The sequence below is a fragment of the Candidatus Brachybacter algidus genome, from assembly GCF_016707225.1.
GTDB lineage: Bacteria > Bacteroidota > Bacteroidia > Chitinophagales > Saprospiraceae > Parvibacillus > Parvibacillus algidus.
In genome coordinates, this window is record NZ_JADJID010000001.1 from 1,374,909 (window position 1) to 1,401,175 (window position 26,267).

Genomic DNA, 26,267 nt, shown 5'->3' on the forward strand with positions numbered 1-26,267 from the left:
CCATCGCCCATCGCCCATCACCCATCACCCATCACCCGATCACACATCACCTTCTCACCTTCTTACCTTCTCACTTTTTAACCTCAATTTTTTTTGCTACTTTCGCCCCTTCAAAATAATCAGAATAATAACATATGTATTATAACAACATCCTGGAAACTATCGGAAATACACCAATGGTTAAACTCAACAAAGTGGTCGAAGGACTGCCTTGTCTCGTTTTGGCTAAAGTAGAAACATTCAATCCCGGACACTCAATCAAAGACCGCATGGCACTCAAAATGGTGCAAGTGGCTGAAGAGACCGGCAAACTTAAACCAGGTGGCACCATCATTGAATGTACATCAGGTAATACCGGCATGGGGCTGGCATTGGTCGCATCAATTAAAGGATACAAAAGCATCTTTACGACAAGCGATAAGCAATCCAAAGAAAAGATGGACATGCTAAAAGCAGTAGGAGCGGAGGTCATCATTTGTCCTACCAACGTCGAGCCTTCTGACCCAAGATCTTATTACTCTGTGGCAGAAAGGTTAAGCAAAGAAATTCCTAATAGCTATTGGTTCAATCAATATGACAACATGGCCAATTCATTGGCACATTATGAGTCCACAGGTCCTGAGATCTGGGAACAAACTGATGGCCTTATTACAAAGTTGGTCGTAGGAGTTGGCACCGGAGGTACTATCAGTGGTACCGCAAAATATCTGAAAGAAAAAAATCCTAATATTGAGATCATTGGGATTGATACTTATGGATCTGTATTCAAAAAATATAAAGAAACCGGAATATTTGATGAAAAGGAAATATATCCTTACATCACGGAAGGGATTGGTGAGGATATTCTACCCAAGAACGTTGATTTTTCATTGATCGATCATTTTGAAAAAGTCACAGACAAAGATGGCGCACTAGCAGCAAGAAGACTTGCCAGAGAAGAGGGGATGTTACTGGGGTATAGTGCAGGAAGTGCTTTGGCAGGATTATTACAGATCAAGGATCGCTTAAAACCTGAAGATGTCGTTGTGATCATCTTTCACGATCATGGTTCAAGGTATGTCGCTAAGATCTACAATGATGACTGGATGCGTGACAGAGGATTCATAAGCCAGGATCTTACCTTGGCTGACCTGATCCGCAAGAAAAACAATCCAAGTTTAATTAGTGCTCAAGCAGAAAGTAAGTTGCGCGATGTTTTCGATTTGATGAAAGAAAATGATATTTCTCAGATGGTAGTCAATTCAAATGGACAAATCGTAGGGTCAGTAACTGAGAGTGATATTTTATCTTCTTTACTTGAAAATAGTGAGAATATTGACAATGTGCTTGTTAAAGATGTCATGCATGAGCCATTTCCCATTGTCGATGAATCTCTTTCTGTCAAAGAACTTACAAAATACATAAGTAAGAAGATCCCTGCTGTCCTGGTAATGGATGGAACGGGCCATAAGCATATTTTAACACAGTATGATATTATTCAGCATTTGTGTTGATGCGTTGAAGGGAAAATTGAAAATTGAAAGTTGAAAATGAGGCGAAGGAGTTTGAGTATTTTTATTGTTGAGTAAAGCATGAATTTAAAAGCTAATGGGCTCTATGGTTTAACTATATAGTAATTTTTAATTGGAAATTTTGAAAATAGAAGTTCTGGAATGATGGAACTCAATCTGTGATTTTGAACATTATGATTACCGATTACCGATTACCGATTACCGATTACTCATGTCTTATAATACTCCACCACCACATGATATATTTTCACAAAACACCAAGTAGCCGAAGCCAAGATAGTAAGCGCGATCATGCCGTGTGCAAAAGGTCCGATAATTGCAATACAGACGACAGGCAAACCCAATAGAAATGATAAAGTAAAATAACCCGGATGAAGTTGCTCCTCATTTGGTTCTTCCTCCATCTTTAGATAAAAATAGTAACTAGTGATGCAAGTCACAATACTCAGATATATCAATGATATATAATAACAGGCTTTTGGATCTATGTTTAGTCCATATTGTATATTCCATTGAACTAAAAAAGCAACATCCTTATTGAATGCAAGGCAAAGCATGATGAAGATCAAGCTGAGTGGAAAACCGTATTTAATAAATATCTTATTCATAGGCGATGTACAAAGGTAACTATAATTATATAAACCAATGAAAATCAGTGCTTATTAACTAATTCTTATATACATTGTAAGTTGCAAGCAATTATTTAGACGCTTTGTCAAACCCATTCTTTTGCGCCACCACTTAATTTTCTTAATTTTGCGGCTTTCTAAAATGTAATTCATGAACATTCAACATACGATTCAAACATTGGTTAGCAAGGCTATAAGTGAAAAATATAGTCATGATATTAACCCAGATATTATTCCTATTTCTTTAACGAAACCTGATATTACAGGTGACTTCACTGTAACTTTGTTTCCATTTGCTAAAACATTACAGATGAACCCGAATCAACTGGGGTTATCATTAAAGGAGAATTTGGATGGGCAAGATGCCAGAATATCAGAAGTTATAGTAGTTGGAGGATTCCTTAATTTTACGCTATCTCAAAGTTATTGGGCAAACGTTTTAAATGAATTAAGTACTCAATTTTCAATTGCAGAAAATGAGAAAAAGACATTTATAATAGAATTTTCATCACCAAATACCAATAAACCGCTTCATCTGGGTCACATCAGAAACATTCTTCTTGGGAATTCTTCAGCAAATATCCTGAAAGCACTAGGGCATAATGTAATTAAGGCCCAAGTCATTAATGACAGGGGAATTGCTATCTGTAAAAGCATGTTAGCCTATGAAAAATATGGTGGATTGACAGATCCTGAGAAAGAAAAGATGAAAGGGGATCATTTTGTTGGAGATTTGTATGTCATGTTTGAAAATAAATTCAAGGAAGAATATAGAAATTGGCAGCAGTCAGATGAAGCATTGTCATTATATAAGGCATCAGATAAAAATCAGGATGAGGCTACGTTTTTTGCTAATTATAAGAATACATATTTTAATACAAATAGTGAATTGGGGTTAGAAGCTCGCCAAATGCTCAATAAATGGGAAGAGGGAGATGCGGCAACTATGGCTTTGTGGAATACAATGAATAGCTGGGTTTATAGTGGATTTGATACAACATATGCTAAGTTAGGAATTGAGTTTGATCAAAATTATTATGAATCGCAAACCTATTTACTTGGTAAAGAAGCTGTAAGTAAAGGACTAGAGAAAGGTATATTCGAACGGCAATCGGATTCCTCAGTGTGGATTGACTTGACTGATAAAGGTTTAGATCGCAAGTTGATTTTACGTTCAGATGGTACTTCTGTATATATGACTCAGGATATTGGGCTAGCAATGCAACGATACGATCAATATAAATTTGATCAAATGGTGTATGTGGTAGGTGATGAACAGAACTATCACTTTCAGGTTCTATTTGCCATCATGAAGGCCATGAATGAGCCATATGCAGATCATTTATTCCACCTGTCTTATGGCATGGTAGAGCTGCCTACAGGCAAAATGAAGTCGCGTGAAGGAACAGTTGTTGACGCTGATGACTTGATAGCTGAGGTTATTACGGAGGCCCAGGCGTCTGGAGAAGAAAGGGGAGAACTAGCATCTCTTTCAGTGGATCAACACAACGAAATATATAGATTGATAGGCCTTGCAGCTTTAAAATATCATATGATAAAAGTTTCACCCAAGAAAAAAATGATTTTCGACCCGAAGGAATCTGTTGATATGCAAGGCCAGACAGGCCCTTATGTTCAAAATGCTTATGTCAGAATACAATCAATCTTAAGGAAAGAGCGATCATCCCTTCAAGAACTAACAGATATTAAACTAAAGATGACTTCCTCGGAAATTGAATTGATCAAGCAACTAGACCAATATAAGTCAGTCGTCGTAGAAGCTGCAGAAAATTTTGATCCTTCACAAATTGCAAACTATTTATTCTCTTTAGCCAAGAGCCTTCACCGCTATTACCACGATGTTCCGATCCTTACAGCTGCCTCTGATGAAGAAAAACAATTCAGATTATATCTAATTGACAAAATTGCTTCATTTTTAAAAACAGGGATGTTATTATTAGGAATTGAAATGCCCGAAAGAATGTAAATTTTATTATTTGATTAAGTCTAAGTTGAACAATATTTGAATTAAATATATCATGTTTTGCAATAAACAGAATAAAGTATAATTCTATTCTCTATTTTTAAGAAATGTCCAAATTATATTATGCGATTTACTGTATTAATTATATGTACATTAATTTCATCTCTTATTAGATATTGAATAAACATAGATTATAATTAACTTTAAGTCAATTATATATAAATTCCAATTTTAATTATATATATATAATTAATAGTTTATAGATGACAATTAACGTTTTTTGAATAATTTAATTAAATTTGTTAATAATTAATTAAAATTTATAAAAGCGTTTATTATGAAAAGAATTTACTTTTTTGCCGGCGTGTTGATGGCTATATTATGCCTAAATACAGCGGCCTATTCTCAATGTAGCAATCCTTCAGCCTTTGGCTCGGTTCCAGCGCCAACAACACCAGTTCCCATAACCATCACAACTTGTGCCTTTGGCGGCGAGTACAGCACGGTCACCGGTGCCCTAGCAGGAAGCACTTATTTATTTAATGCAACCGGAGGAGCTGGTAATTTTATTACCATCAGACAAGGGACTCCAGGTGGCGCGGTGTTAGGATTTGGTTTTGCGCCAATAAGTGTAACGTGTACTGCTTCCGGTCCATTATATTTGCATTATAATGTAGATGCAACATGTGGAAATGAATCTGCATGTCATACAGGTACTGTTGCATGTTCTAGTTGCAGTGCTCCTGATCCAATTGTAAATGACCTTTGTTCTGGAGCCATTGCACTGACTTGTGGTGTTACTGTAACAGGAACTACCACAGGTGCAACTTCAGACGCAGTACCTACTTGTACAACAGGATTGAATACCGCACCAGGGGTATGGTACAAGCTTGACAACGTTAGTGGTTCAGTAACATTGAGCCTTTGTGGCAGTAGCTTTGATACTAAAATAGGTGTATTTACTGGTCCTTGTGGTACTTTCACTTGTGTAGCTGGCAACGATGATTTTTGTAGTTTACAATCTCAAGTTACTTTTACTGCAGTATCAGGCACTACCTATTACGTGTTAGTTACAGCCTTTAGTACTAATAGTGGAGCATTTACCCTAGTTCCTACTTGTACTCAAACACCTGTTAGCTGCACCAATACTACAGCGTTTGGAAATATCGCAGCTCCAACGAGTTCAGCACCGGTTACGATTAGTAGTTGTAATTTTGCAGGAGAATATACTACTGTTACAGGTTGTGTAAGCGGAAGTCAGTACACTTTTGCAAGCACAGGTGGTACTGGTAATTACCTTACGATTCGTCAAGGTACTCCTGGAGGTGCAATACTTGGACAAGGTACATCTCCTGTCACAGTGACATGCACTGCCTCAGGTCCACTATATATGCATTTAAATACAAATGCTGCTTGTGGCACCGATGCTTCGTGTCACGTTACAACAGTGGCATGCGCATCTTGTGTAGCACCAGGCTGTTCTAATGTAACAGCATACGGCTCTGCAACTGCTCCAACTACTCCGGCGCCTGTTACCATATCGACTTGTAATTTTGCAGGAGAGTATGCTACTGTTACAGGTTGTGTAAGCGGAACTCAATACACATTCGCCAGTACTGGAGGTATTGGAAATTACCTTACAATTCGCCAAGGAACACCTGGAGGTGCAATACTTGGACAAGGGACTTCTCCTGTGACGGTTACATGTACTGCCTCAGGCCCTATTTATATGCATATCAACACAAATGCTGCCTGCGGCACTGAAAGTGCATGTCGAACAACAACTGTGGCATGTGCGTCTTGCTTTATCGTCGGAGATCCTTGTGGTTCGATTACAACATTAACTTGCGGAACATCGAATACCGCAAATCTTACCGGAACCGGTGTATGGAGCCCTGGTTCGTGCGGGTTTTCTACACCTGGCCAAGAAAAGGTTTATAGCTTTACACCAGCAGTGACTGGGGTATATTCATTGCAAGTCACATCGACATCTTCTACTGGTTACGTAGATTATATGTACAAAGCAGCATCTGGAGGATGCAGCGCGACAGGATGGACGTGTATTCTTGATATATTTTCACCTACTACAGCAACCATTGGAACGCTTACAGCGGGTGTCCAATACTATATACTATTGGATGCAGAAAGCACCTCAAGTGTTTCTCAATCTTTTCAGATAAATTGCTTATGTAGTTTTGTACCTACAATTACTGTATCTGAAACTTCTGGAACACCGAATAATGGAACTATATGCATTGGGGCATCTGCAACTTTGCAAGCAAATGGCGGAGGAACCTATCTATGGAGTACTGGTGCTACGACTCCATCTATTATAGTATCTCCTGCATCTACGACAACATATACAGTGACTGTAACTGCACCTGATTTGTGTGTAGCTACTGCTACATCTACCGTTACCGTTGCTCCACTGCCGGTCGCTACAGCTACTTCACCCGGTAATCCATTTTGTGTAGGTTCGACAATTTCATTAAATTCATCTGGAGGATCCACATATAGCTGGAGTGGACCAGGCGGATTTACATCGACATTACAAAACCCAACGAGGGCTAATGCCACTGCAGCAATGGCTGGTGTTTATACAGTGACTGTTACTTCTGCTGCAGGATGTACTTCTACGGCAACTGTTACTGTTTCCATTAATCCATTGCCTGTGGTATCCGTAACTGCTAATCCAAACCCAGTTTGTAGTGGAGGTTACGTTCAATTAAATGCAACTGGCGGAGGGACTTACGCATGGTCGGGACCTTCAGGTTTTAGTTCTACTTTGAGTAATCCTGGTATTAATAATATTCAAACAACTCAGGCAGGTACATATCAAGTGACAGTGACAAATCTAGGTTGTAATGCAAGTAGTTCTGTAAGTGTAGTTGTTAATCAAACACCAATAGGAACAGCGTCAGCAGTACCTTCTACAGTTTGTGTTGGCAGCTCAGTTCAATTGTCTGCTACAGGTGGTGGCACCTACTCATGGTCAGGACCTAACGGTTTTACTTCTACACAACAAAACCCTAACGTTCTTATTAATTCTTACCAACAGGCAGGAGTATATTTGGTCACAATTACGGGTCAAGGTGGATGTAAGTCAAGCTATAAAGTAGAAGTTAAAGTAAATTATCCACCTATAGCGAAAGCCGGACATGATGTAGCGACTGCATGTGCAGGAAGCACTTTACAATTAACCTCTTCAGGAGGTGGTAGTTACAGCTGGTCAGGACCTGGTGGGTTTACTTCAACTCTTCAGAATCCAACCAGACCTAACGCTACAGCAGCTTATTCCGGTCTTTACTCAGTTACGGTTACAAGCCCTAATGGTTGCACTGCCGTAGCTACGACGAATGTTACTATTGTTAATAACCCGGTTGTAACAGCTACAGTTGACGACAATACAGTGTGTGAGGGTCAAACAGTATTCCTTCATTCTTCAGGTGCTTCTAGTTATACTTGGGCTGGACCTTATGGTTATACTTCAGCATATCAGCATCCGGTGATTAATAACATTCCAATTTATTTGGGCGGTCAGTATGTAGTGACAGGAAAAGGTCCGACAGGTTGTACTGCAACTGCTTCAGTTGACGTCTTTGTATTTGGTGCAATTAATGGAACTGTATCTGCTACTCCTAATCCGGCACCTTTTGGAAGCAATATTCAATTGAATGCCACTGGAGGAACAACTTATCTTTGGACTGGACCGAATGGCTTCTTTTCAAATGAGCAAAGTCCTCTGCTTTATAACTCAAGTTATAAAACTGCTGGTACATACACTGTCATTATAACAAATGAAGGTGGATGTCAATATACGCTTCATGTAGTAATTACGATTATTGCTCCTAAACCAGGTACTGGTCAAGTGTTTGAAATCGCTACAAGCAAACCATTGGAAGGATTTATTTATCCAAATCCTGCTAATAGCAATATCAAATTGGGAAGTGAATTTAAATCAAGTATCCTTTATTCAATCATTGATGCCAATGGTAATGTCATCATCAAGAATCAAACCACTAATGATGGTATGATTCAGATTAATACGCTTACACCGGGTATTTACAATGTTATCTGGTCAGAGAAGGAACTTAATGGAGGGACATTCTACGGCAAGTTTGTAAAGGTGGATTAATTCTTACTTTTTAAGTAGAATTAATCTATTCTGAAAATTTATTACGGAGGTTGGTTTTATGCCAACCTCCGTTTTTTGTTGTTGTAGCTATTCCTATTTCTTCAAAGGAAAATATTCATTAGAAGATAGGACTGATATATTAAAATGAATTATTAAATAAACAAATATTTTGTAATATAATACTGAGCTTACAATCTTTTGATCAAATTAATTTAAACAATTACGAATTTCCAATTGGTATTAATTTTCAGAAAACTATAAAATTTCCATAAGTCAAATTCAGAAAAAACCATTAATTGAGCACCAAGGGAAGCATGTTACAAATATTCAAAATGACAAATCTGCATTTAAGTGTTAATAATCAAATAATAAAAATACGCTTCTATATTGCCTCTGACATCTAATTTAAAAATGTCTGACAACTACGATTTTAAAGAAATAATTGTTCAGAAACTCTGATAAAATAGTTGAATAGTTTATTCATTTAAGTAGTAATATCTTTTAATTATAACAAGAATGAAATATTTTTATTGACACTAAAATATACCAGATATTAATTTAGAAATAATCTAATTAATTAGCATAAAATTATATAATGTTAATGCATAAGGATATTAGCAAAAATAGGTAATTGATAAGCTACATAGAACTCCAATTATAATGTTATTCATTTTTATGCAAAAATTTAATTTACTTTTAGGGAGAATTATTAGAAATTTATTATTATATTTGTAAAAGCCATTTTTTTATTTTCGATACTGAAAATATTTAGTTGAGAAATTAGTCTTGTCTAAGATTAATTTCATTTATTTCTTAAGGTCAAAATATATTTCACTACACATTTTCTTCTCTAAAAAATCAATTGATTTACATTTAAAAATTATCCTTATGAAAAAATTTTCTCTACTTATTTTAATCATGTTTTGCTTTAATATTAATTCGGACGCCATTACCTTACAAGCAAATCTTACTTCAAATAATGGATCTGGAGGTGTTTTTCTGTCATTGACTACTAATAGCACGCCAGTTAATATTACCAGTTTCAATACTATGTATTCAAGTACTAGTGGAACAAGTGTGACAGTGGAAATATATAGTAGAAGTGGAGCCTATGCCGGATTTACAGCTTCCAGTGCTGGATGGAATTTGGTCGGCACAATCACCACCACGAGTGCTGGAACCACGACAATTGCTCCAATGGATGTAACTAGTTTAAATATCCAACTTGCAGCTTCCACCACAACTTCCTTTTATTTGCAATCAATTACAGCAGGAGGTGGAATAAGATATTTTGGAACTGGTGTTACTTCTAATACGAATTTTAATGATGCCAATTTAGCACTCTTTTCTGACGTTGCAAGAGTTACAACTGTTGCCTTTGGTGGATCTCAATTTTCTCCCAGAGCCTATACCGGAACCATAGATTATAACTTAAATTTATCAGCAGATCCTTGCGCTTCTATTACAACAATAACTTGCGGTACACCAGTTACTGCTACAACTACAGGAACAGGTGTCTGGTCACCCGGAAGTTGTGGTTTTTCAACTCCAGGCCAAGAAAAGGTCTATAGTTTTACACCATTAACTACCGGTAATTATACATTTCAAATTACTGCCGCTTCAGGTGGTTTTTCTGACTATTTCTTTAAAGCAGCTTCAGGTGGTTGCAGTGCTACCGGTTGGACTTGTATAGGAGATGCAAGTGCGCCGGAATCGAATATTTTCGGACCATTGACCGCCGGCACCACATATTATATTCTTTACGATGCAGAGAGCACAGTTGCTCAATCTCAGACTTTTAATATAAATTGTTTAGCTGCAGATCCATGTTCGAGTATTACGACGATTTCTTGTGGTACTCCTGTTACAGCTGCTACTTCAGGAGCTGGTGTATGGGAACCAGGAAGTTGTGGATTTACAACACCAGGTCAAGAAATAATTTATAGTTTTACGCCTACAGTTACCAGTAATTATACTTTACAGATTACCGCAGCTTCAGGTGGTTTTTCTGACTATTTCTTTAAAGCTGCTTCAGGTGGTTGCAGTGCTACAGGTTGGACATGTATCGGAGATGCAAGTGCACCTGAGTCGAATATTTTCGGACCATTGACAGCCGGCAACACATATTATATTCTCTACGATGCAGAAGGCACAGGTGCTCAATCTCAGACCTTTAATATAAATTGTGTAGCAGGTGATCCTTGCACAGGTATAACATCACTTACTTGTGGTGTTCCAGTAACTGCAGTAACTGCAGGTGCGGGAATTTGGAGCCCCATTTCAAATAGTTGTGGTTTTACAACTCCAGGTCAAGAAAAGGTATATAGTTTTACCCCTTCTGCTTCCGGCAGTTATACATTGCAGGTTACGGCCGCTTCAGGCGGTTTTTCAGATTATTTCTTTAAGGCAGCTTCAGGTGGCTGTGGCCCTACTGGTTGGACATGTATTGGAGATGCAGCTGGACCTGAGTCAAACATTTTCGGTCCTTTGACTGCTGGAACTACTTATTATATATTGTATGATGCTGAAGGGACTGCTGCTCAATCTCAAACCTTTAATATAAATTGTTTATGCAATTTTGTACCAACGATTAATGTATTAGAAAATTCAGGCACACCAAATGACGGTACTATATGCATGGGTAACTTTACTACTCTTGTAGCTACAGGCGGAGGAACATATTTATGGAGTACGGGTGCGCTCTCAAATGGAATTATTGTTAACCCCGCATCCACTACTATTTACACTGTGACTGTTACAGCACCTAATTCATGTGTAGCCACAGCCACAACTACCGTTACGGTGGTTCCTCTTCCGATAGCCACAGCTTCAGCCCTTCCTAACCCTATTTGTAGTGGAAACACACTTACACTTAGTGCAAACGGAGGATCTACTTATTCATGGTCAGGCCCAGGAGGTTTCATTTCTGGTTTGAAGAATCCACAAATTTCGAATATACAGACATCTCAAAGTGGTTTGTATAATGTTACCGTGACCAATGTTAACGGATGTTCGGCGACTGCCAATGTTAGTGTTGTTGTCAATTCAACCCCTACTGGAAGTGCATCTGCCACCCCATCCATAGCATGTGTGGGTTCATTTGTGCAATTAAGTTCTACAGGTGGTGGAACATATGCATGGTCAGGACCTAACGGTTTTACTTCTACACAACAAAACCCTAGCATTCTTATTAATTCTTACCAGCAGGCAGGAGTTTACTTGTTGACAATTACCGGTCTGGGTGGATGTACTTCAAGCTACAAAGTACAACTTAAAGTAAATTATCCACCAATAGCTACAGCCTCGCATGTTCAGAGTAGTGCATGTGCTAACAGTACTTTACAATTGTTAAGTACAGGTGACGGATCATACAGCTGGTCTGGTCCAGGTGGATTTACTTCAACTCTTCAGAATCCAACCATACCTAACGCTACAGCAGCTTATTCCGGTCTATATTCCGTTACGGTTACAAGCCCTAATGGTTGTACTGCCGTAGCTACGACGAATGTTACTATTGTTAATAACCCGGTTGTAACAGCTACAGTTGATGACAACAGTGTGTGCGAGGGACAAACAGTTTTCCTTCATTCTTCAGGTGCTTCTAGTTATACTTGGGCTGGACCTTATGGTTATACTTCAGCATATCAGCATCCGGTGATTAATAACATTCCAATTTATTTGGGCGGTCAGTATGTAGTGACAGGAACAGGTCCAACAGGATGCACTGCAACTGCTTCAGTTGACGTCTTTGTATATGGTGCAATTAATGGAACTGTATCTGCGACTCCTAATCCTGCTCCTTTTGGAAGCAATATTCAATTGAATGCCACTGGAGGAACAACTTATCTTTGGACTGGACCGAATGGCTTCTTTTCAAATGAGCAAAGTCCTCTGCTTTATAACTCAAGTTATAAAACTGCTGGTACATACACTGTCATTATCACAAATGAAGGTGGATGTCAATACACGCTCCATGTTGTAATTACTATAATTGCTCCTAAACCAGGTACTGGTCAAGTGTTTGAAATCGCTACAAGCAAACCATTGGAAGGATTTATTTACCCAAATCCTGCTAATAGCAATATCAAATTGGGAAGTGAATTTAAATCAAGTATCCTTTATTCAATCATTGATGCCAATGGTAATGTCATCATCAAGAATCAAACCACTAATGATGGTATGATTCAGATAAATGCACTTACACCGGGTATTTACAATGTTATTTGGTCAGAAAAGGAACTTAATGGAGGAACGTTCTATGGCAAGTTTGTAAAGGTGGATTAATTCTTACTTTTTAAGTAGAATTAATCTATTCTGAAAATTTATTACGGAGGTTGGTTTTATGCCAAGCTCCGTTTTTTGTTGTAGACATTCCAATCAAAAACTTATCCTTTATCCGTTATGTTATATAAGTAAGCTTAAAATATTACTTTTGCGCTAAAATTTGTATATAAATTCATGAGTGAAGAAAAAATTGAAGGTTTAAATTTTATTGAAGAAATAATTGAGAAGGATATTGCTTCCGGTAAACACGATGGAAGAGTTCTAACTCGGTTTCCCCCAGAACCTAATGGTTATCTTCACATTGGTCATGCTAAGGCTATTTGTCTTAATTTTGGACTAGCAGATAAATATGGAGGAAAGACAAATCTTAGGTTTGATGATACCAATCCAATCACTGAAGATGTTGAATATGTCAATTCCATTAAAGAAGATATTAAATGGTTAGGCTTCCAATGGGAAAATGAATTCTATACGAGTAATTATTTTGAAGAACTTTATGGTTTTGCGATTAAATTAATATCAAAAGGATTGGCATACGTTGATGATTCTTCTTCTGAAGAAATCGCAGCATTGAAGGGAAATCCAAATACTCCAGGCCAGGATAGCCCTTACCGAAGCAGATCTATTGATGAGAATTTACAATTATTCTCCGATATGAGAGCTGGAAAATTTCCCGACGGGGCTAAAGTGTTAAGGGCAAAAATCGACATGGCTTCTCCAAATATGTTGATGCGCGACCCGTTGATTTATAGAATCAGACATGCACATCATCACAATACCGGTGACAAATGGTGCATTTATCCTATGTATGATTTTGCTCATGGTCAAAGCGATAGTATTGAAAAAATTACTCATTCCATTTGTACTTTGGAGTTCATTCATCATAGACCGGTATATGATTGGTTTATTGAGAAACTTGAGATTTTCCCATCTCATCAATATGAATTTGCACGGTTAAATATCAATTATACCGTGATGAGCAAAAGAAAACTTTTGCAACTTGTAAATGATGGTCATGTTAATGGTTGGGATGACCCTAGAATGCCCACAATATCAGGCTTAAGAAGACGTGGCTACACTCCTGCCAGTATCAGAGATTTTGCAACGCGTGTAGGTATTGCCAAGCGGGAAAATGTAATTGATGTTGGATTGTTGGAATTCTGTATAAGAGAAGATCTCAATAAAAATGCATTAAGAAGAATGGCAGTTCTGGACCCTTTGAAGGTAGTCATAACTAACTGGCCCGAAGGAACCAAAGAATTGTTGGAAGCAGAAAATAACCATGAAATTGAGAATTCCGGTTCAAGAGAAATTGCTTTTTCCGGAGAATTCTTTATTGAACGTGAAGATTTTATGCTTGATCCTACTCCCGGCTTTTTTAGACTTTCTCCCGGCAATATTGCAAGACTTAAACATGCATATATCATTCAGTGCGATGAAGCGATTATTGATAGCGAAGGACAAGTGACAGAAATTAAATGCACTTATTTTCCAGAAAGTAAAAGTGGACAAGATACTTCTGGTTTAAAGCCAAAGAGTGTTTTGCATTGGGTAGATGGTACTGATTGCATTGATATGGAAGTGCGGTTGTATGATAGATTATTCAAAGTAGAGAACCCGCAAAATGAGGAGGGTGACTTTAAGGATTATTTAAACGAAAATTCTTTAAGAAAAATAAATAAAGCAAAGGGAGAACATGCGTTGAAAAATGCATCTTCCGGTGAACAATTCCAATTTTTGAGACTTGGTTATTTCTGTCAAGATGCTGATAGTACTTCTGAAAGTATGGTTTTCAATCGAACAGTTTCTTTAAAGGATGGAAATAAAAAGAAAGGCTGACCTCAAAAAGGTCTTCCTATATGTAATACTAATTTTTATAAACTAAATTTAAAGTGAAGCTACGTATATATCAGGATTCAATAAGGTTCAGAGTTCAAGTACCGGAGATCGAAGAATTGTTGTCAAAAGGAGCTGTTGAAGCTTTTATATCCCTTGGACTCTTGCCATCAAATGGGCTGAGATATAGAATTAGCCTAAATCAAGTGTTATCACCTCAAATAGAATTTTCTGAAAATAGTATCCATTTAACTATTCCTGATCAAATAGGTAAAGATTGGTGTAATAGCAATGAAGTAGGTATTTATGCAACTCAACTAGTTAATGATGATCGCACTCTGAAAATTATACTAGAGAAGGATTTTAAATGCCTTGATGATACATTTGAAGATCAAACTAATATGTTTCCAAATCCTAAAGACAAATGTTGAGCAGAAGCTATTGGGAGGATCAATTATACTTTGGCAAACCTGATTACATCGTCGTGGGAGGCGGATTGGTAGGCATGTACACTGCTTATTATCTTAAAAAAAACTACCCGGATGCTGATATTCTTGTATTAGAAAGAGGTCCGTTTGGGGAAGGAGCAAGTACCAAAAATGCGGGTTATGCTTGTTTTGGAAGTGTTTCAGAACTAATTGACGATATAGAACTTTTCGGCACAGATAAAGTGAAAGAGACACTTACCATGAGGTGGCAGGGGCTCCAACTGACAAGATCAGTGCTTAAAGATGAAAATATCAATTATGAAGAGAAAGGAGGAACTGAAGTTTTTTTGCCCGAAAATAGCGATCTAAAAAATATCTGCCTAAAAAAACTCCCTGAGATAAATGCTTTAGTAAGAGAATGCATAGGTATGCCCGGAGTATTTGAATATCATGAAGGAAGTCCTAAAGGCACAAAGGGATTTGATGGATACATATTTAATAGATTGGAAGGTTGCCTTAATACATCTATGTTCAATAATGCACTCTATCAAAAATGTATAGATAATAAAATCAGATTTCTCTTTGGATTTGATGTTGATAAGTTGAAACATGGGGCTGATCCTCATGTTATTCACAAAAAATACGGAGCCATCTATGCAAAATCAATTTTTGTGACTACTAATGGTTTTGTAAATCACCTTATTCCTGACTTAGATGTCAAGCCTGTCAGAAATCAAGTTATTGTAACTGAAGAGATAGAAGGGCTCCAACTAAATGGTTGCTACCACATGGATAAAGGTTATTTTTATTTTAGAAATATTGGAAAAAGAATATTGATTGGCGGTGGTAGAAACAAATTAGGTTCTAAAGAAGAAACATTTTTATTTGATCAGACAGATGAAGCTTTTACATTGCTTTCAACGATTCTAAAGGGACATATAGAAGGTGTCAAAGACCCAAAAATGGACTATCACTGGAGTGGAATTCTGGGAATAGGTGGGAATAAAAAACCTATTATTGCTGAAGTAAGTGAAGGTGTATTCGTCGGGGTAAGGATGGGTGGAATGGGCGTAGCTATATGCTCATTAGTGGGTAAACAATTAGCAGAACTTACAAAAATAGCAAACTAGCCATTGATCAAAATTAAAAATAGTATCAAACACTCAATGCTGTGTAAATCTGTGATTTTCACTTTCTTGGCTATGGTATTATTTAATAGCTTATTGAGTGGGCAAGCCTCTAAAGACACCTCGGATTACATCAATTTTGAAGAAGCCAAATTTGGTACAATTTTGACAAAAGATAAAATAAGTATTTTCTCTGGAGAAGTTGCGTTTAGTCATAAAGGAGTTCACTTTTATGCAGATACTGTTTATCGTTCTGATAACATTATCAGGGCAAAAGGCAATATTCTTATACAACAAGGAGATTCCCTTTCTATTTTTGCAGACTCTTTATTCTATAATTCAGTAACCAGACAATGCGAATTATATTCTAATGTTTCATTGATTAAAAATGATCAGAAGTTATATACTGAAAAATTATCATACAATACCAATACAAAGATCGCTGCTTTTGACAATAATGGGACATTCACCAATGGGGCTACATGGGTTAAGAGTAAATCAGCTATCTATGACACTAAATCTGATGATATAATTCTACAAGATAATGTCTACATACAGGATCCGGACTTTGATATAAAGACAACCCGACTTAAATACAATTCGAGGTTAAGATATGTCACCTTCTTAGCTCCTTCAATAGTGACACAAAATAATGGAACTAAATTGTATAGCGAAAGCGGTTTCTATGATATCGATAAGAAATACGGAGAATTCATAGGTAATCCTCAGTATAAAAAAGGAGCTGATAAGGCCATTGCAACGCGAAAGATGGTATATGATGGCCTTAAACAATTTTATTACCTTTTGGGCGATGCCAGGTATCAAGACTCGTTACGATATGTGTCAGGAGAATCCATTAAGTATTTTCAAAAGAGAGAATATTTTGAAGTTGATGGAGGAAAGGGTTATGCATTTTTGCAAGACTCTGCCCAATTACTAAAAGGTAAAAAGATCCAGTATGACAAAAAGAACAATTTATTAAAGACCATCGGGCGATCACGAATCGAAGATGGAGATAATATCATAGAAGCTGACAATAACGACTTTGACAACAAAATTGGAAAAGGGATTTCTAAAGGGAACGTGATTCTTCACAGTAAGTCCAATAATTCCACACTTCATGCAGAAGAAGCATTGATAGACAAAAAAGGTGATTATGTTAAGGCATACGGTAAAAGAGCGATGTTTAGTATCGTATCTGACCAGGACACCACATATGTCAGTGCTGATACATTATGGTCATTTAAAAAAGATACAATCACAGGTGATACCAGCAGAGTCATACAGGCTTATCATGATGTAAAAATTCTGAGTAAGAATTTTCAAGGAGTATGCGATTCTATGTATTATTCAACCATTGATTCAATTTTTAGATTATATCGTCAACCAATATTATGGTCAGATAGTACTAATCAATATTTTGGTGATACCATATTAATATTTCAAAAGGATAACAAGATTTCAGAGTTGCTGATGCAGAATAAAGCAATGATCATTACTTCGCCCGAAGAAGTGTATTTTAGTCAAATAGGAGGGAAGGAGATCAGAGCATTCATGTCAGATGGAAAGCTTTCAAGCATGACCGTCAATGGCAATGCCCAAACTGTATATTATACACTTAATGACGACAAAGAATATACCGGAGTCAATACATTAAATTGCTCTCATTTAAGAGCCAGGTTAGTCGACAATGAATTGGATAATATTAAATTTTATAAAAAGAATGATGGAAAATATTATCCAATGGATAAAGCAAATCATGCCCAGATACAGTTGGCAGGCTTTAAATGGGAGATCAAAAAAAGGCCTCTCTTACTTACTGAAATGCGCTCAGATAGTGCTAATATTTTAATGTTTTCATTGTCAGGAGATGATCCTAATGCTATTCCTACTGACATCAAGTTAAATAATATACCGGTGTCAGGAAGTGATAAAGATGAGCGAATAAAGAGGCCGGTAGGGAAGGTGCGGAAGAAGAATGGAAAATGAGATTTTAGCAATATCACAGAGATGCACAAGAGATAAGGGTGATTCACAGAGTTCTTCAAAGATCAAATATTTTTTAAAAAACCTGCCTTTTATCAACTAAAATTGTGAAGACAAAGCTTTTAGATTCATAATTCAAAACAATGTAAAGTACTATTTTTATCTCCGTGAAACTCAATTATTTCTCTGAGCAACTCTGTGATATTTTTTTAAAACTATATCTCAATTTATAATTCTAGTGATCCCGTCTTTCAAGAGCATTACCTTAAAATTTAAGATTAGCCCAAGTTTATAATCCCCTAATTTTAAGTATGTTAGCAATTGGGCCTTATGAACATCACAAATTGAATCGACAGTTTTAATTTCAATTACTACTTTTTTTTAAGTCCATTCGATATCCGTGGTCAAGCTTTACTTCTTTGTAAATTATAGGCATCGGCTTTTCCTTTTCTACAATAATATCTAGTTGTGATAATTCGTAAAATAAACATTGCTTATAAGCAGATTCTAAAAGTCCTGGCCCTAAAACTTTATGCACACTAATTGCAAAAGAAATGATCCGATCTGTAATTTGATTTAATTCCATTTTATTTTTATTTATAATTTAAATATGGACTTACCTTATCCACCCATTCCTTATCCAGCGCCCCCGTATTGAGCAAGTCTTCTTTAGATCTAAATGGTCCGTGATTATTTCGGTAAGCTATGAGGATCTTGGCTTCCTTCGCGCGGATGTAAAAGTGTTTGGCAAGTGTTAATTCATCACATGAGTTAATATTGATGCGGGTTTGTTCTGTCGTAAAAACTATATATTGACGAATCTTTTGAAATACTGAGTCAGGTAAGTTGTACGTAGATTGTATTTGGTCAAGACTGTGAAATCCTCCTAATTTATTGCGCCAATTCAAGATTTTATTTGCATAACCTGGACCTATTCCTGGCAAATCATCCAATTGTTCCACTGTTGCTGAATTGATGTCTACATTGGAAATTTTCTTGATGAATGCTTTCTTTTCAAAATTTTGGGAAACTTCTGCTTCATGCATTGGTCCAGTAATTTGAACAAAAGGAGCTAATTGATCAAAAGTCTTATCGTCCATGGAATAGATGCGTTTCAAATCTTCAGCCTTTTTATATTTAAAGCCGGCCTTTTTAAAATTTTCTATTCCTTTAGCAATTTTCTGATCGACACCCATTTTAATCAGTTCTTGCATTGAAATAGTGTTTGGATCAAATGATTTTAGATTTGAAGTCTTGACTCCATTCGCATTGTTATTCCTACCTTTTTTGGTAAAAGTGGAATACTGGTTATAACTAGCCTCACGATGACTTTGGTTATTTGCAGAATTTTTATTCAACAAACTTTTAGATTGTAAGGTGGAAAATTGTTCATCGCTCAATCCATAAACCTTTTTGACTTGATCCCAATTCTTGAATCCTCCTATCTTATCTCTAAATTTGATCATTCTTCCGGCAAGTTTTTCCGTTAGACCCAATGCGATTAATTGCTGAGTATTGATTTTATTTAGATCTATCTCAGATCCTGGAATGGTGGGCTCTATATCAATTTTGTTTTCTTTGGTAAGAGCTAATTCCGGTAATGGGTTGAAATGATATTGGATATAAAAATGTCTGAATAGTCCGTAACTAAGAATACAAAGACATGTCAAGGCGATGCCTTTTCTTTGATTTTGTCCTATATAGAAATAGGATTGAAGTGATTTCAACATGATGGTGGGTTTAGGTATTTGAAAATTTTCTCTCAAGAGAAGATCAAAAATAATAATAATTCATTAAATCAAAAAATTTAACCGAAGTTTTTTGAAATCATCAAACTATTCTAACTTCAATTTCGTCATTAAACCAATAAACTGCACATCAACAGTCGAATGTAATTACAAATAAATATGGATTAACTTTGCGTTTATAAAATGACACACAAAAAGATACCTGTTTCCATGGATGAGATCTTATCGGCATGTGCTGATAATGATCGGTATGCGCAGGAACAGCTATACCGTCATTTTTTTGGAACTATGGTTGGTATGTGTAGAAAATACATGCATAATGATGAAGATATTCAAAGTGTCGTAAATGATGGCTTTTTAAAAGTTTTCATTAATCTGACTAAAACACCTGTACTCACTAATATTGAAGGTTGGATCAGAAGAATTGTATACAACACTATGATCGACTTCCACAGAAGTGTAAAAACATATAAAGGCAAAATTTCGCTGGTTGAAACAATTTATGAAGGTATACAAAGTACTGAACCTGAAGAAAACGTTGATTATATTTTCAGATTAATTGACAAATTACCTGAAGTGACTAAATCAGTATTTACGAAGTATGCTATCGAAGGATATTCTCACAGAGAAATTTCTGAACAGTTGGATATTAAGGAAAATACAAGTAAGTGGCATTTGTTTGAAGCAAGAAAAAAACTTAAAAATTGGTTAAGCATTAATAACCTGAACAAAAGTATAGGATAATGAAACAATTTGAAGATAGGGCATGGGAAGCAATGAAAATCCAACTGGATGTTGCATTGCCCGTTGATCGTAAACGAAAATATTTGCTGTGGTGGCTAGCATTGCCTCTACTACTTATTGGTACGCTCTCTTTTATCTTTATGAGGCAGTCCGATTCAGTAGGAAAGCAACCATTGAAACTTGATAACATAGCCAATTTGCAAACCAATTCTGTTAAAGTCAAAGGTGCAACTACATCTAATTTTAATGTAAACACTTCAGAAAGAATAGCGCCAAACGATTCTAAATTAAATCTAAATTCCAAGTCAATTATTTCTGGCAATTTTTCAAATCACTTATCGCGTGATGTTGCATCCGCAGACATATCAAGATTTACGAATAAAACTTTTAATGTAGAAAATACAAATTCAAATACCATCAATACAAATGGATTGAACTATTCTATCAGTAGTGATAAAAATGCAGCAGAAAATGAAGTAATTTCAACACATGTTGATGACCAAAGTAATATTAATGATAACAAGCTCCATGGAGAATCTAGTCAAAACAATAGATCTTTGGATAATAGTAATTCGTATCAAAGTAATTTTACACTTTCACCTTTACAGAATTTAAATGCTTATGCACTTATTTTGGATGAATTGACAATCGCTGTTGAAAAACCGATAATTAAAATATTAAAAAATAAATATCCTCATACTTTTGCAATTATTTTAAATGGTGGAGGTTATGCAGAGAGCAATACTGAATATTCAGGGGCTTTCTTACGTCCTGAATTAAGATATAAAATATCTTCACGTTCATCCCTTTTTATGGGTTTTTCATCTCGAATAAGATTTACAAAGGAGGACGCTATCTTAACAGACTACAACTCAACAGCAGAAAAATATATTAATGTCAACAACCTGACTTCTGCAAGTCTCGATCAGATATCTATTGATGACGATAATATCAATTCTAAATCTTTCGATATTGGACTTGACTTGGGATATCGATTCAGAGCTACACCCCGAGTAAGTTTTAGTGGATTAGGATTTTTTAGGAGAAACAATGTCTTCAAAAATAAACTTATAAACAACCTTCAATCAGGAAATAATAACGGGAATTACTTTGATGCTAGAACCAAAATTAGTTCAAATATCAAAAACTTAAATCAAAATTTCGTTTATGGTGCAGGGATTGATGCAAAATATTCAGTTGGCTCCAGGAGTGAATTTACGTTAGGATTCAATGGTGCTTTTAACCAGTTTAACAATTATGAGTTCAGTCTTGGTTATGGCTTTAGAATATACTAATTGAAAATGGAAATACCGAATGGAAATTCGTAATAGTCCAAATAATTTTGGACAAACGACTTTCAGCTCGGTATTATACGGCAAAATATTGGTCAATTATATTATTCCGTTTCGTATAAGATAGACTTTGAATATGAATTCCTAAAATGTTTGAGAAACTGAAGATTCGAAGATTTATTCCAATATCGAATTGAAATCCGTAATTGACCAAATATATTTAATCAATTTATCTAGGAACTATTACCATGCCTATTTTGGAAGAAAGTGCACTGCGTTCCTTATCGATTAGTACTTGCGCTTTTAATTGAATCAATAAACCGGCATCATCTTTAGCTTCAATCATTTCATTTATCTTCTTTTTATTTTCAATGACAAGTTTGTTTAATGCAAAAAGCTTAAATAACAATAAAGCATAATTGTACTCATTGACGTAATTCTCTTCAGGTAAAGGTTGATACTGCAAAGGATGATGGTGCTTTTCGATCCAATTCTTACTAAATTCATATCCAGGATCAATCCAGGATAACACCATATTTCTTATATCTCCATTTGAGTGATTCATGTAATATTCTGCAGAATTATTTATTTCAGCTGATTCACGTTCCTGGTATTCTCTCAGTATAGAAATATAAAGAGGATGTTCCAAAGCATCCAGATCCTCTACTATATCACTTAAAATCTGGGTTTTAGTATTTACAGGATTATCAGGCCCGAAGGGACGGTTCCCATGCAATATCAAGATTTTAAGAATAGTTTGGAAGGGATGATTTTCATTTACTATGTTGACTATATCAGTCTGATTATCTGTTGGTTGAATAGAGTCTCCTGGAGAAGCATTGCGTTGTTGTTGCCTTTGATCCCTTATTTCCTCCAGTCTTTGTTTCTCAGTTTCTTTCTTGTATGTTTTGGACAATTCTGAAAGAATTACTTCTTCTCTTATATCAAGCGTCTTTGCACTGGAAGCAGCATAAATACTCCTTTTCAAAGCGTCCGGAATCTGCGCAATAGAATGTATAATATCCTGAGCCAGTGCAACTTTTTTAATCGGATCATTTTTGGCCTGCTCAAGGACTTCATTTGTTTTAAATAGGATAAAATCTTTTTTGGTATTTTCGACATAGTCCAACAAAGCCTGTGATCCATGAGTTTTTAGATATGAATCAGGATCATCATTGTCAGGGAGGATTACGATGTGGACATTTAGGTTCTGCGACAATAGAATGTCAATGCCACGTTGAGCAGCTTTAATTCCAGCATTATCTCCATCATAAAGTATCGTGACATTATCCGTAAACCTCTTGATAAGCTGAGCCTGTTCCAGTGTAAGTGAGGTGCCGGAAGATGCCACAGCTATTTCTATTCCAGCTTGATGAAGAGAGATAACATCTGTATACCCCTCCACAAGAAAGCAGTTTTCTTGCTTTCTGATTGCATTCTTGCCCTGAAAAAATCCATAAAGAATCTTGCTCTTATTATATATCTCTGATTCAATCGAGTTAAGGTATTTTGGGGTTTTCTCATTGGTGGATAGCGCCCTTCCTCCAAATCCCAGGACTCTTCCAGATAGACCATAAATTGGAAACATTACACGATTAGTAAAAAAGTCACGCTCATTGATATTAACCAATCCGATCAATTTCAACAAGTCGATATTGTAAGCCTTTGCTTTTGCTGTATTTATTAGATCATAACCATCAGGAAAAGCAAATCCTAGTCCGAATTTTTCAATTGTTGACTTATGATAACCTCTTTCTTTAAAATAAGCCCCACCAATATTTTGTCCATACTCTGTATCATTTAGATTTGAATTAAAATGCTTGGTGGCAAATTCATTTATTAACAACAGGCTTTCCCTTTGCCTGGCTGATTCATCCTGTTCAGGAGTCTTCTGCACTTCACTTATGAGGACATTGTATTTATTTGCAAGATACCTTAGCGCATCCGAATAGGACATGTTTTCATGCTCCATAATGAAGCCAACTGGTGTCCCGGACTTCCCGCAACCAAAACATTTGTATATATTTTTAGTAGGCGAGACGGTGAATGAAGGTGTCTTTTCATTATGGAATGGACAATTGCCTAATAGATTGACTCCTCGCTTCTTTAGCGTAAGAAAGTCACTTACGACCTCTTCGATGCGTGCTTTCTGAAATATTTCTTCTACTGTCTGATTGGGAATCATTTTCTATAAAATAAAAAAAGGTTTACAGTGGCTTTTCAACTTATTTATCCAAAGATAAGATACATTGAGTAAGCTACTATAAACCTTTAATAAAAAAGCGTTATAATTATCTAATGAACATCATTTCACGATATTTAGCTAATGGCCAAACATTATCTTCTACTTTTCCTTCCAAGTGATCTACAGAAGTCCTGATTTCTGCCATCAATGGCTTTACCTTGTGACAAAAAGCATATGCAACTGCTTCAAAATCAGACTGATGGTGAGCATTCTCGATCTCCTGCTCCAACTCATTTACTTTGGTAGAAACTAAATTAATATGCTGTGTCAGATCTTGCAAAAGTTCATATTGAGCTTTATATCCCGATTCGGGAACACCAATCTTTTGCAATGCATGAATATTCTGCGCAACTTTTGTCTGATATGTATAGCAAGCAGGGAGAATAAAAATTTGGCATAAATCGGCCATAGTCTTACTTTCAATATCCAACTTCAAATTGTAATTTTCAAACATTACTGCATAGTGTGCTTCTTGCTCCACCTTGGAGAAGATACCTGTTTTTAAAAACAGATCTTTTGTTTTTTCCGATTTATAAATTTGTAAAGCATCAGGTGTATTAGGGGTATTGCCCAATCCTCTTTTTGCAGCTTCAACCTGCCATTCATCACTGTAACCGTCTCCTTCAAATAACACAGGAAGCGATTCGTTGATATACTTTCTAAGAATTGTTAAGATAGCAGTATCCCTATTTTGACCTTCGGTGATCATGCCATCCAATTCCTTTTTAAAATCAAGGAGTTGAGCACCAACAATGGTATTCATTATCGTCATAGGTGCAGCACAATTCATAGTAGAACCGACCATCCTTATTTCAAATTTGTTTCCTGTGAAAGCAAATGGCGAAGTTCTGTTTCTATCAGTGTTGTCTAGTTCTAAGTTTGGAGATTTCTTCAACAAGGAAAGCACTTCTTTTACACTATAATTGTCACTGTTTTTACCCTCAGCAATATAATTTAAAACCTCAGTTAATGCTTTTCCAACATATATAGAAATAATGGCAGGCGGAGCTTCATTGGCACCCAATCTGTGATCATTTGAGGCTGAAGCTATACTAGCTCTTAGAAGATCTGCATGCTCTCTTACTGCTCTAATAGTATTAACAAAGAATGTAAGAAACTGTAAATCCTGGCCAGGGTTATTACCCGGAGATAACAAGTTCTTACCCGTATTTGTACCCATAGACCAGTTATTATGTTTGCCTGACCCATTAACACCATCAAATGGCTTCTCGTGGAGCAAAACAGCTAATTTGTGCCTTCTTGCAACTCTCTCCATAAGATCCATCAGAAGTTGATTATGATCTATAGCAATATTGACCTCCTCAAACATTGGCGCCAATTCATATTGACCAGGACCTACTTCATTATGCCTTGTACGAACAGGAATTCCCAACTTATGACATTCAGTTTCAAGGTCACGCATATAGTTATAAACTCTTTCTGGAATAGAGCCAAAATAATGATCTTCGAGTTGTTGACCTTTATTACTGTGCTTTCCAAGAATAGTTCTACCAGTCATCATAAGGTCAGGTCTGGAAAGGAAAAATGACTCATCAATCAGGAAATACTCTTGCTCCCATCCAAGAGTAGTATGCACTCTTTCAACTTTCTCATCAAACATTTTACACACTTCCAAGGCCGAAGTTTCAAGATAACTCACAGATTTAAGTAATGGAAGTTTAAAATCTAAAGCTTCACCGCCATAGGTAACGAAAATAGTTGGAATGCATAAAGTCATTCCATCACCTACTTCTAGAATAAATGCAGGAGAAGAAGGGTCCCATGAAGTGTATCCTCTAGCCTCAAAAGTGGAACGTAAACCTCCACCCGGGAAACTTGAACCATCTGGCTCTTGCTGCGCTAATTCTTTACCACCAAATTCTTCTATTGCCTTGCCGGAAGGCGTAATCGTAAAAAAAGAATCATGTTTTTCAGCAGTTTTACCTGTAAGTGGCTGAAACCAATGTGCATAGTGAGTAGCCCCCTTCTCCATAGCCCAGTTTTTCATAGCCTCAGCTACTGAACTTGCAACTTCCTTGTTTAAATTCGTACCAGACTGAATCGCAGCCTTTACACTAAAATAGGCTGATTCAGAAAGATATTTCTTCATCGACTCATCATTGAATACATTCTCGCCATAAAAACTGGAGATTTTCTTCTCTTCGGATGTGGAATAGGGCATTTCGATATCTAACCGGTTTTGGATAATATCGATTGCATTAAATCTGTTAAGACTCATGTTTATAAGATTGTTATGCGTTGGAAAAATATTAATTAGGAATGACCGCAAAGGTAAGAACAAAATTTATATATGAACA

14 protein-coding genes and 1 pseudogene are annotated in these 26,267 nt (G+C 36.3%); 10 read left to right on the forward strand and 5 right to left on the reverse strand.

The annotated features are described in order from the left end of the window. The first annotated feature begins 134 nt into the window (after nucleotides 1-134). Complete coding sequence (locus IPI15_RS05585) at nucleotides 135-1,493, forward strand: pyridoxal-phosphate dependent enzyme (protein ID WP_287401290.1); 1,359 nt, start codon at nucleotides 135-137, stop codon at nucleotides 1,491-1,493. A gap of 227 nt (nucleotides 1,494-1,720) precedes the next feature. Here IPI15_RS05585 and IPI15_RS05590 read toward each other — a convergent pair whose 3' ends face one another. Then, the gene (locus IPI15_RS05590) at nucleotides 1,721-2,119 is read right to left on the reverse strand and encodes a hypothetical protein (RefSeq protein ID WP_287401291.1); all 399 of its coding nucleotides are present in this window, start codon (nucleotides 2,117-2,119) and stop codon (nucleotides 1,721-1,723) included. A gap of 172 nt (nucleotides 2,120-2,291) precedes the next feature. Here IPI15_RS05590 and argS point away from each other — a divergent pair, with 172 nt between their 5' ends. The 7 genes from argS to IPI15_RS05625 all read left to right on the forward strand — a co-directional run bounded on the left by argS (nucleotide 2,292) and on the right by IPI15_RS05625 (nucleotide 17,923). Continuing rightward, nucleotides 2,292-4,127, forward strand: a complete 1,836-nt coding sequence (gene argS / locus IPI15_RS05595; protein ID WP_287401292.1) for an arginine--tRNA ligase — start codon at nucleotides 2,292-2,294, stop codon at nucleotides 4,125-4,127. Between the two features lie 334 nt (nucleotides 4,128-4,461). After that, a complete protein-coding gene (locus tag IPI15_RS05600) occupies nucleotides 4,462-8,259 on the forward strand; it encodes a T9SS type A sorting domain-containing protein (protein ID WP_287401293.1) in 3,798 nt (1,265 codons plus the stop codon). A gap of 888 nt (nucleotides 8,260-9,147) precedes the next feature. Continuing rightward, a complete protein-coding gene (locus IPI15_RS05605) occupies nucleotides 9,148-12,543 on the forward strand; it encodes a T9SS type A sorting domain-containing protein (protein ID WP_287401294.1) in 3,396 nt (1,131 codons plus the stop codon). A 174-nt stretch (nucleotides 12,544-12,717) separates the two neighbouring features. Next, complete coding sequence (locus tag IPI15_RS05610; RefSeq protein ID WP_287401295.1) at nucleotides 12,718-14,382, forward strand: glutamine--tRNA ligase/YqeY domain fusion protein; 1,665 nt, start codon at nucleotides 12,718-12,720, stop codon at nucleotides 14,380-14,382. A gap of 53 nt (nucleotides 14,383-14,435) precedes the next feature. Next, nucleotides 14,436-14,810: a DUF7009 family protein gene (locus IPI15_RS05615; protein WP_287401296.1), complete on the forward strand. Its 375-nt coding sequence runs from the start codon at nucleotides 14,436-14,438 to the stop codon at nucleotides 14,808-14,810. Further along, nucleotides 14,804-15,937: an NAD(P)/FAD-dependent oxidoreductase gene (locus tag IPI15_RS05620; protein ID WP_287401297.1), complete on the forward strand. Its 1,134-nt coding sequence runs from the start codon at nucleotides 14,804-14,806 to the stop codon at nucleotides 15,935-15,937. Before IPI15_RS05615 ends, IPI15_RS05620 begins: the two co-directional genes overlap by 7 nt. Nucleotides 15,938-16,009: 72 nt before the next feature. Next, nucleotides 16,010-17,923 carry an OstA-like protein gene (locus tag IPI15_RS05625; protein WP_287401298.1) on the forward strand — a complete coding sequence of 638 codons (1,914 nt, stop codon included), beginning with the start codon at nucleotides 16,010-16,012 and terminating at the stop codon, nucleotides 17,921-17,923. 219 nt (nucleotides 17,924-18,142) lie between these two features. Here IPI15_RS05625 and IPI15_RS19780 read toward each other — a convergent pair. Beyond that, nucleotides 18,143-18,506, reverse strand: a pseudogene (locus IPI15_RS19780) (GxxExxY protein). Nucleotides 18,507-18,513: 7 nt separating this feature from the next. Continuing rightward, complete coding sequence (locus IPI15_RS05640) at nucleotides 18,514-19,650, reverse strand: helix-hairpin-helix domain-containing protein (protein WP_287401300.1); 1,137 nt, start codon at nucleotides 19,648-19,650, stop codon at nucleotides 18,514-18,516. 201 nt (nucleotides 19,651-19,851) lie between these two features. On the opposite strand from IPI15_RS05640, the gene IPI15_RS05645 reads away from it, so the two are divergent. After that, the gene (locus IPI15_RS05645) at nucleotides 19,852-20,412 is read left to right on the forward strand and encodes an RNA polymerase sigma factor (RefSeq protein ID WP_287419439.1); all 561 of its coding nucleotides are present in this window, start codon (nucleotides 19,852-19,854) and stop codon (nucleotides 20,410-20,412) included. Next, nucleotides 20,412-21,707, forward strand: coding sequence for a hypothetical protein (locus IPI15_RS05650; protein WP_287419440.1), 1,296 nt, complete (start codon nucleotides 20,412-20,414; stop codon nucleotides 21,705-21,707). Before IPI15_RS05645 ends, IPI15_RS05650 begins: the two co-directional genes overlap by 1 nt. Nucleotides 21,708-21,933: 226 nt before the next feature. Here the strand turns inward: IPI15_RS05650 and dnaG are convergent, their stop codons facing one another. Both dnaG and IPI15_RS05660 read right to left on the reverse strand, forming a co-directional pair. Next, complete coding sequence (dnaG, locus tag IPI15_RS05655) at nucleotides 21,934-23,889, reverse strand: DNA primase (RefSeq protein ID WP_287401303.1); 1,956 nt, start codon at nucleotides 23,887-23,889, stop codon at nucleotides 21,934-21,936. Nucleotides 23,890-23,995: 106 nt separating this feature from the next. Beyond that, the gene (locus IPI15_RS05660; RefSeq protein ID WP_287401304.1) at nucleotides 23,996-26,188 is read right to left on the reverse strand and encodes a glutamine synthetase III family protein; all 2,193 of its coding nucleotides are present in this window, start codon (nucleotides 26,186-26,188) and stop codon (nucleotides 23,996-23,998) included. Nucleotides 26,189-26,267 lie beyond the last annotated feature (79 nt).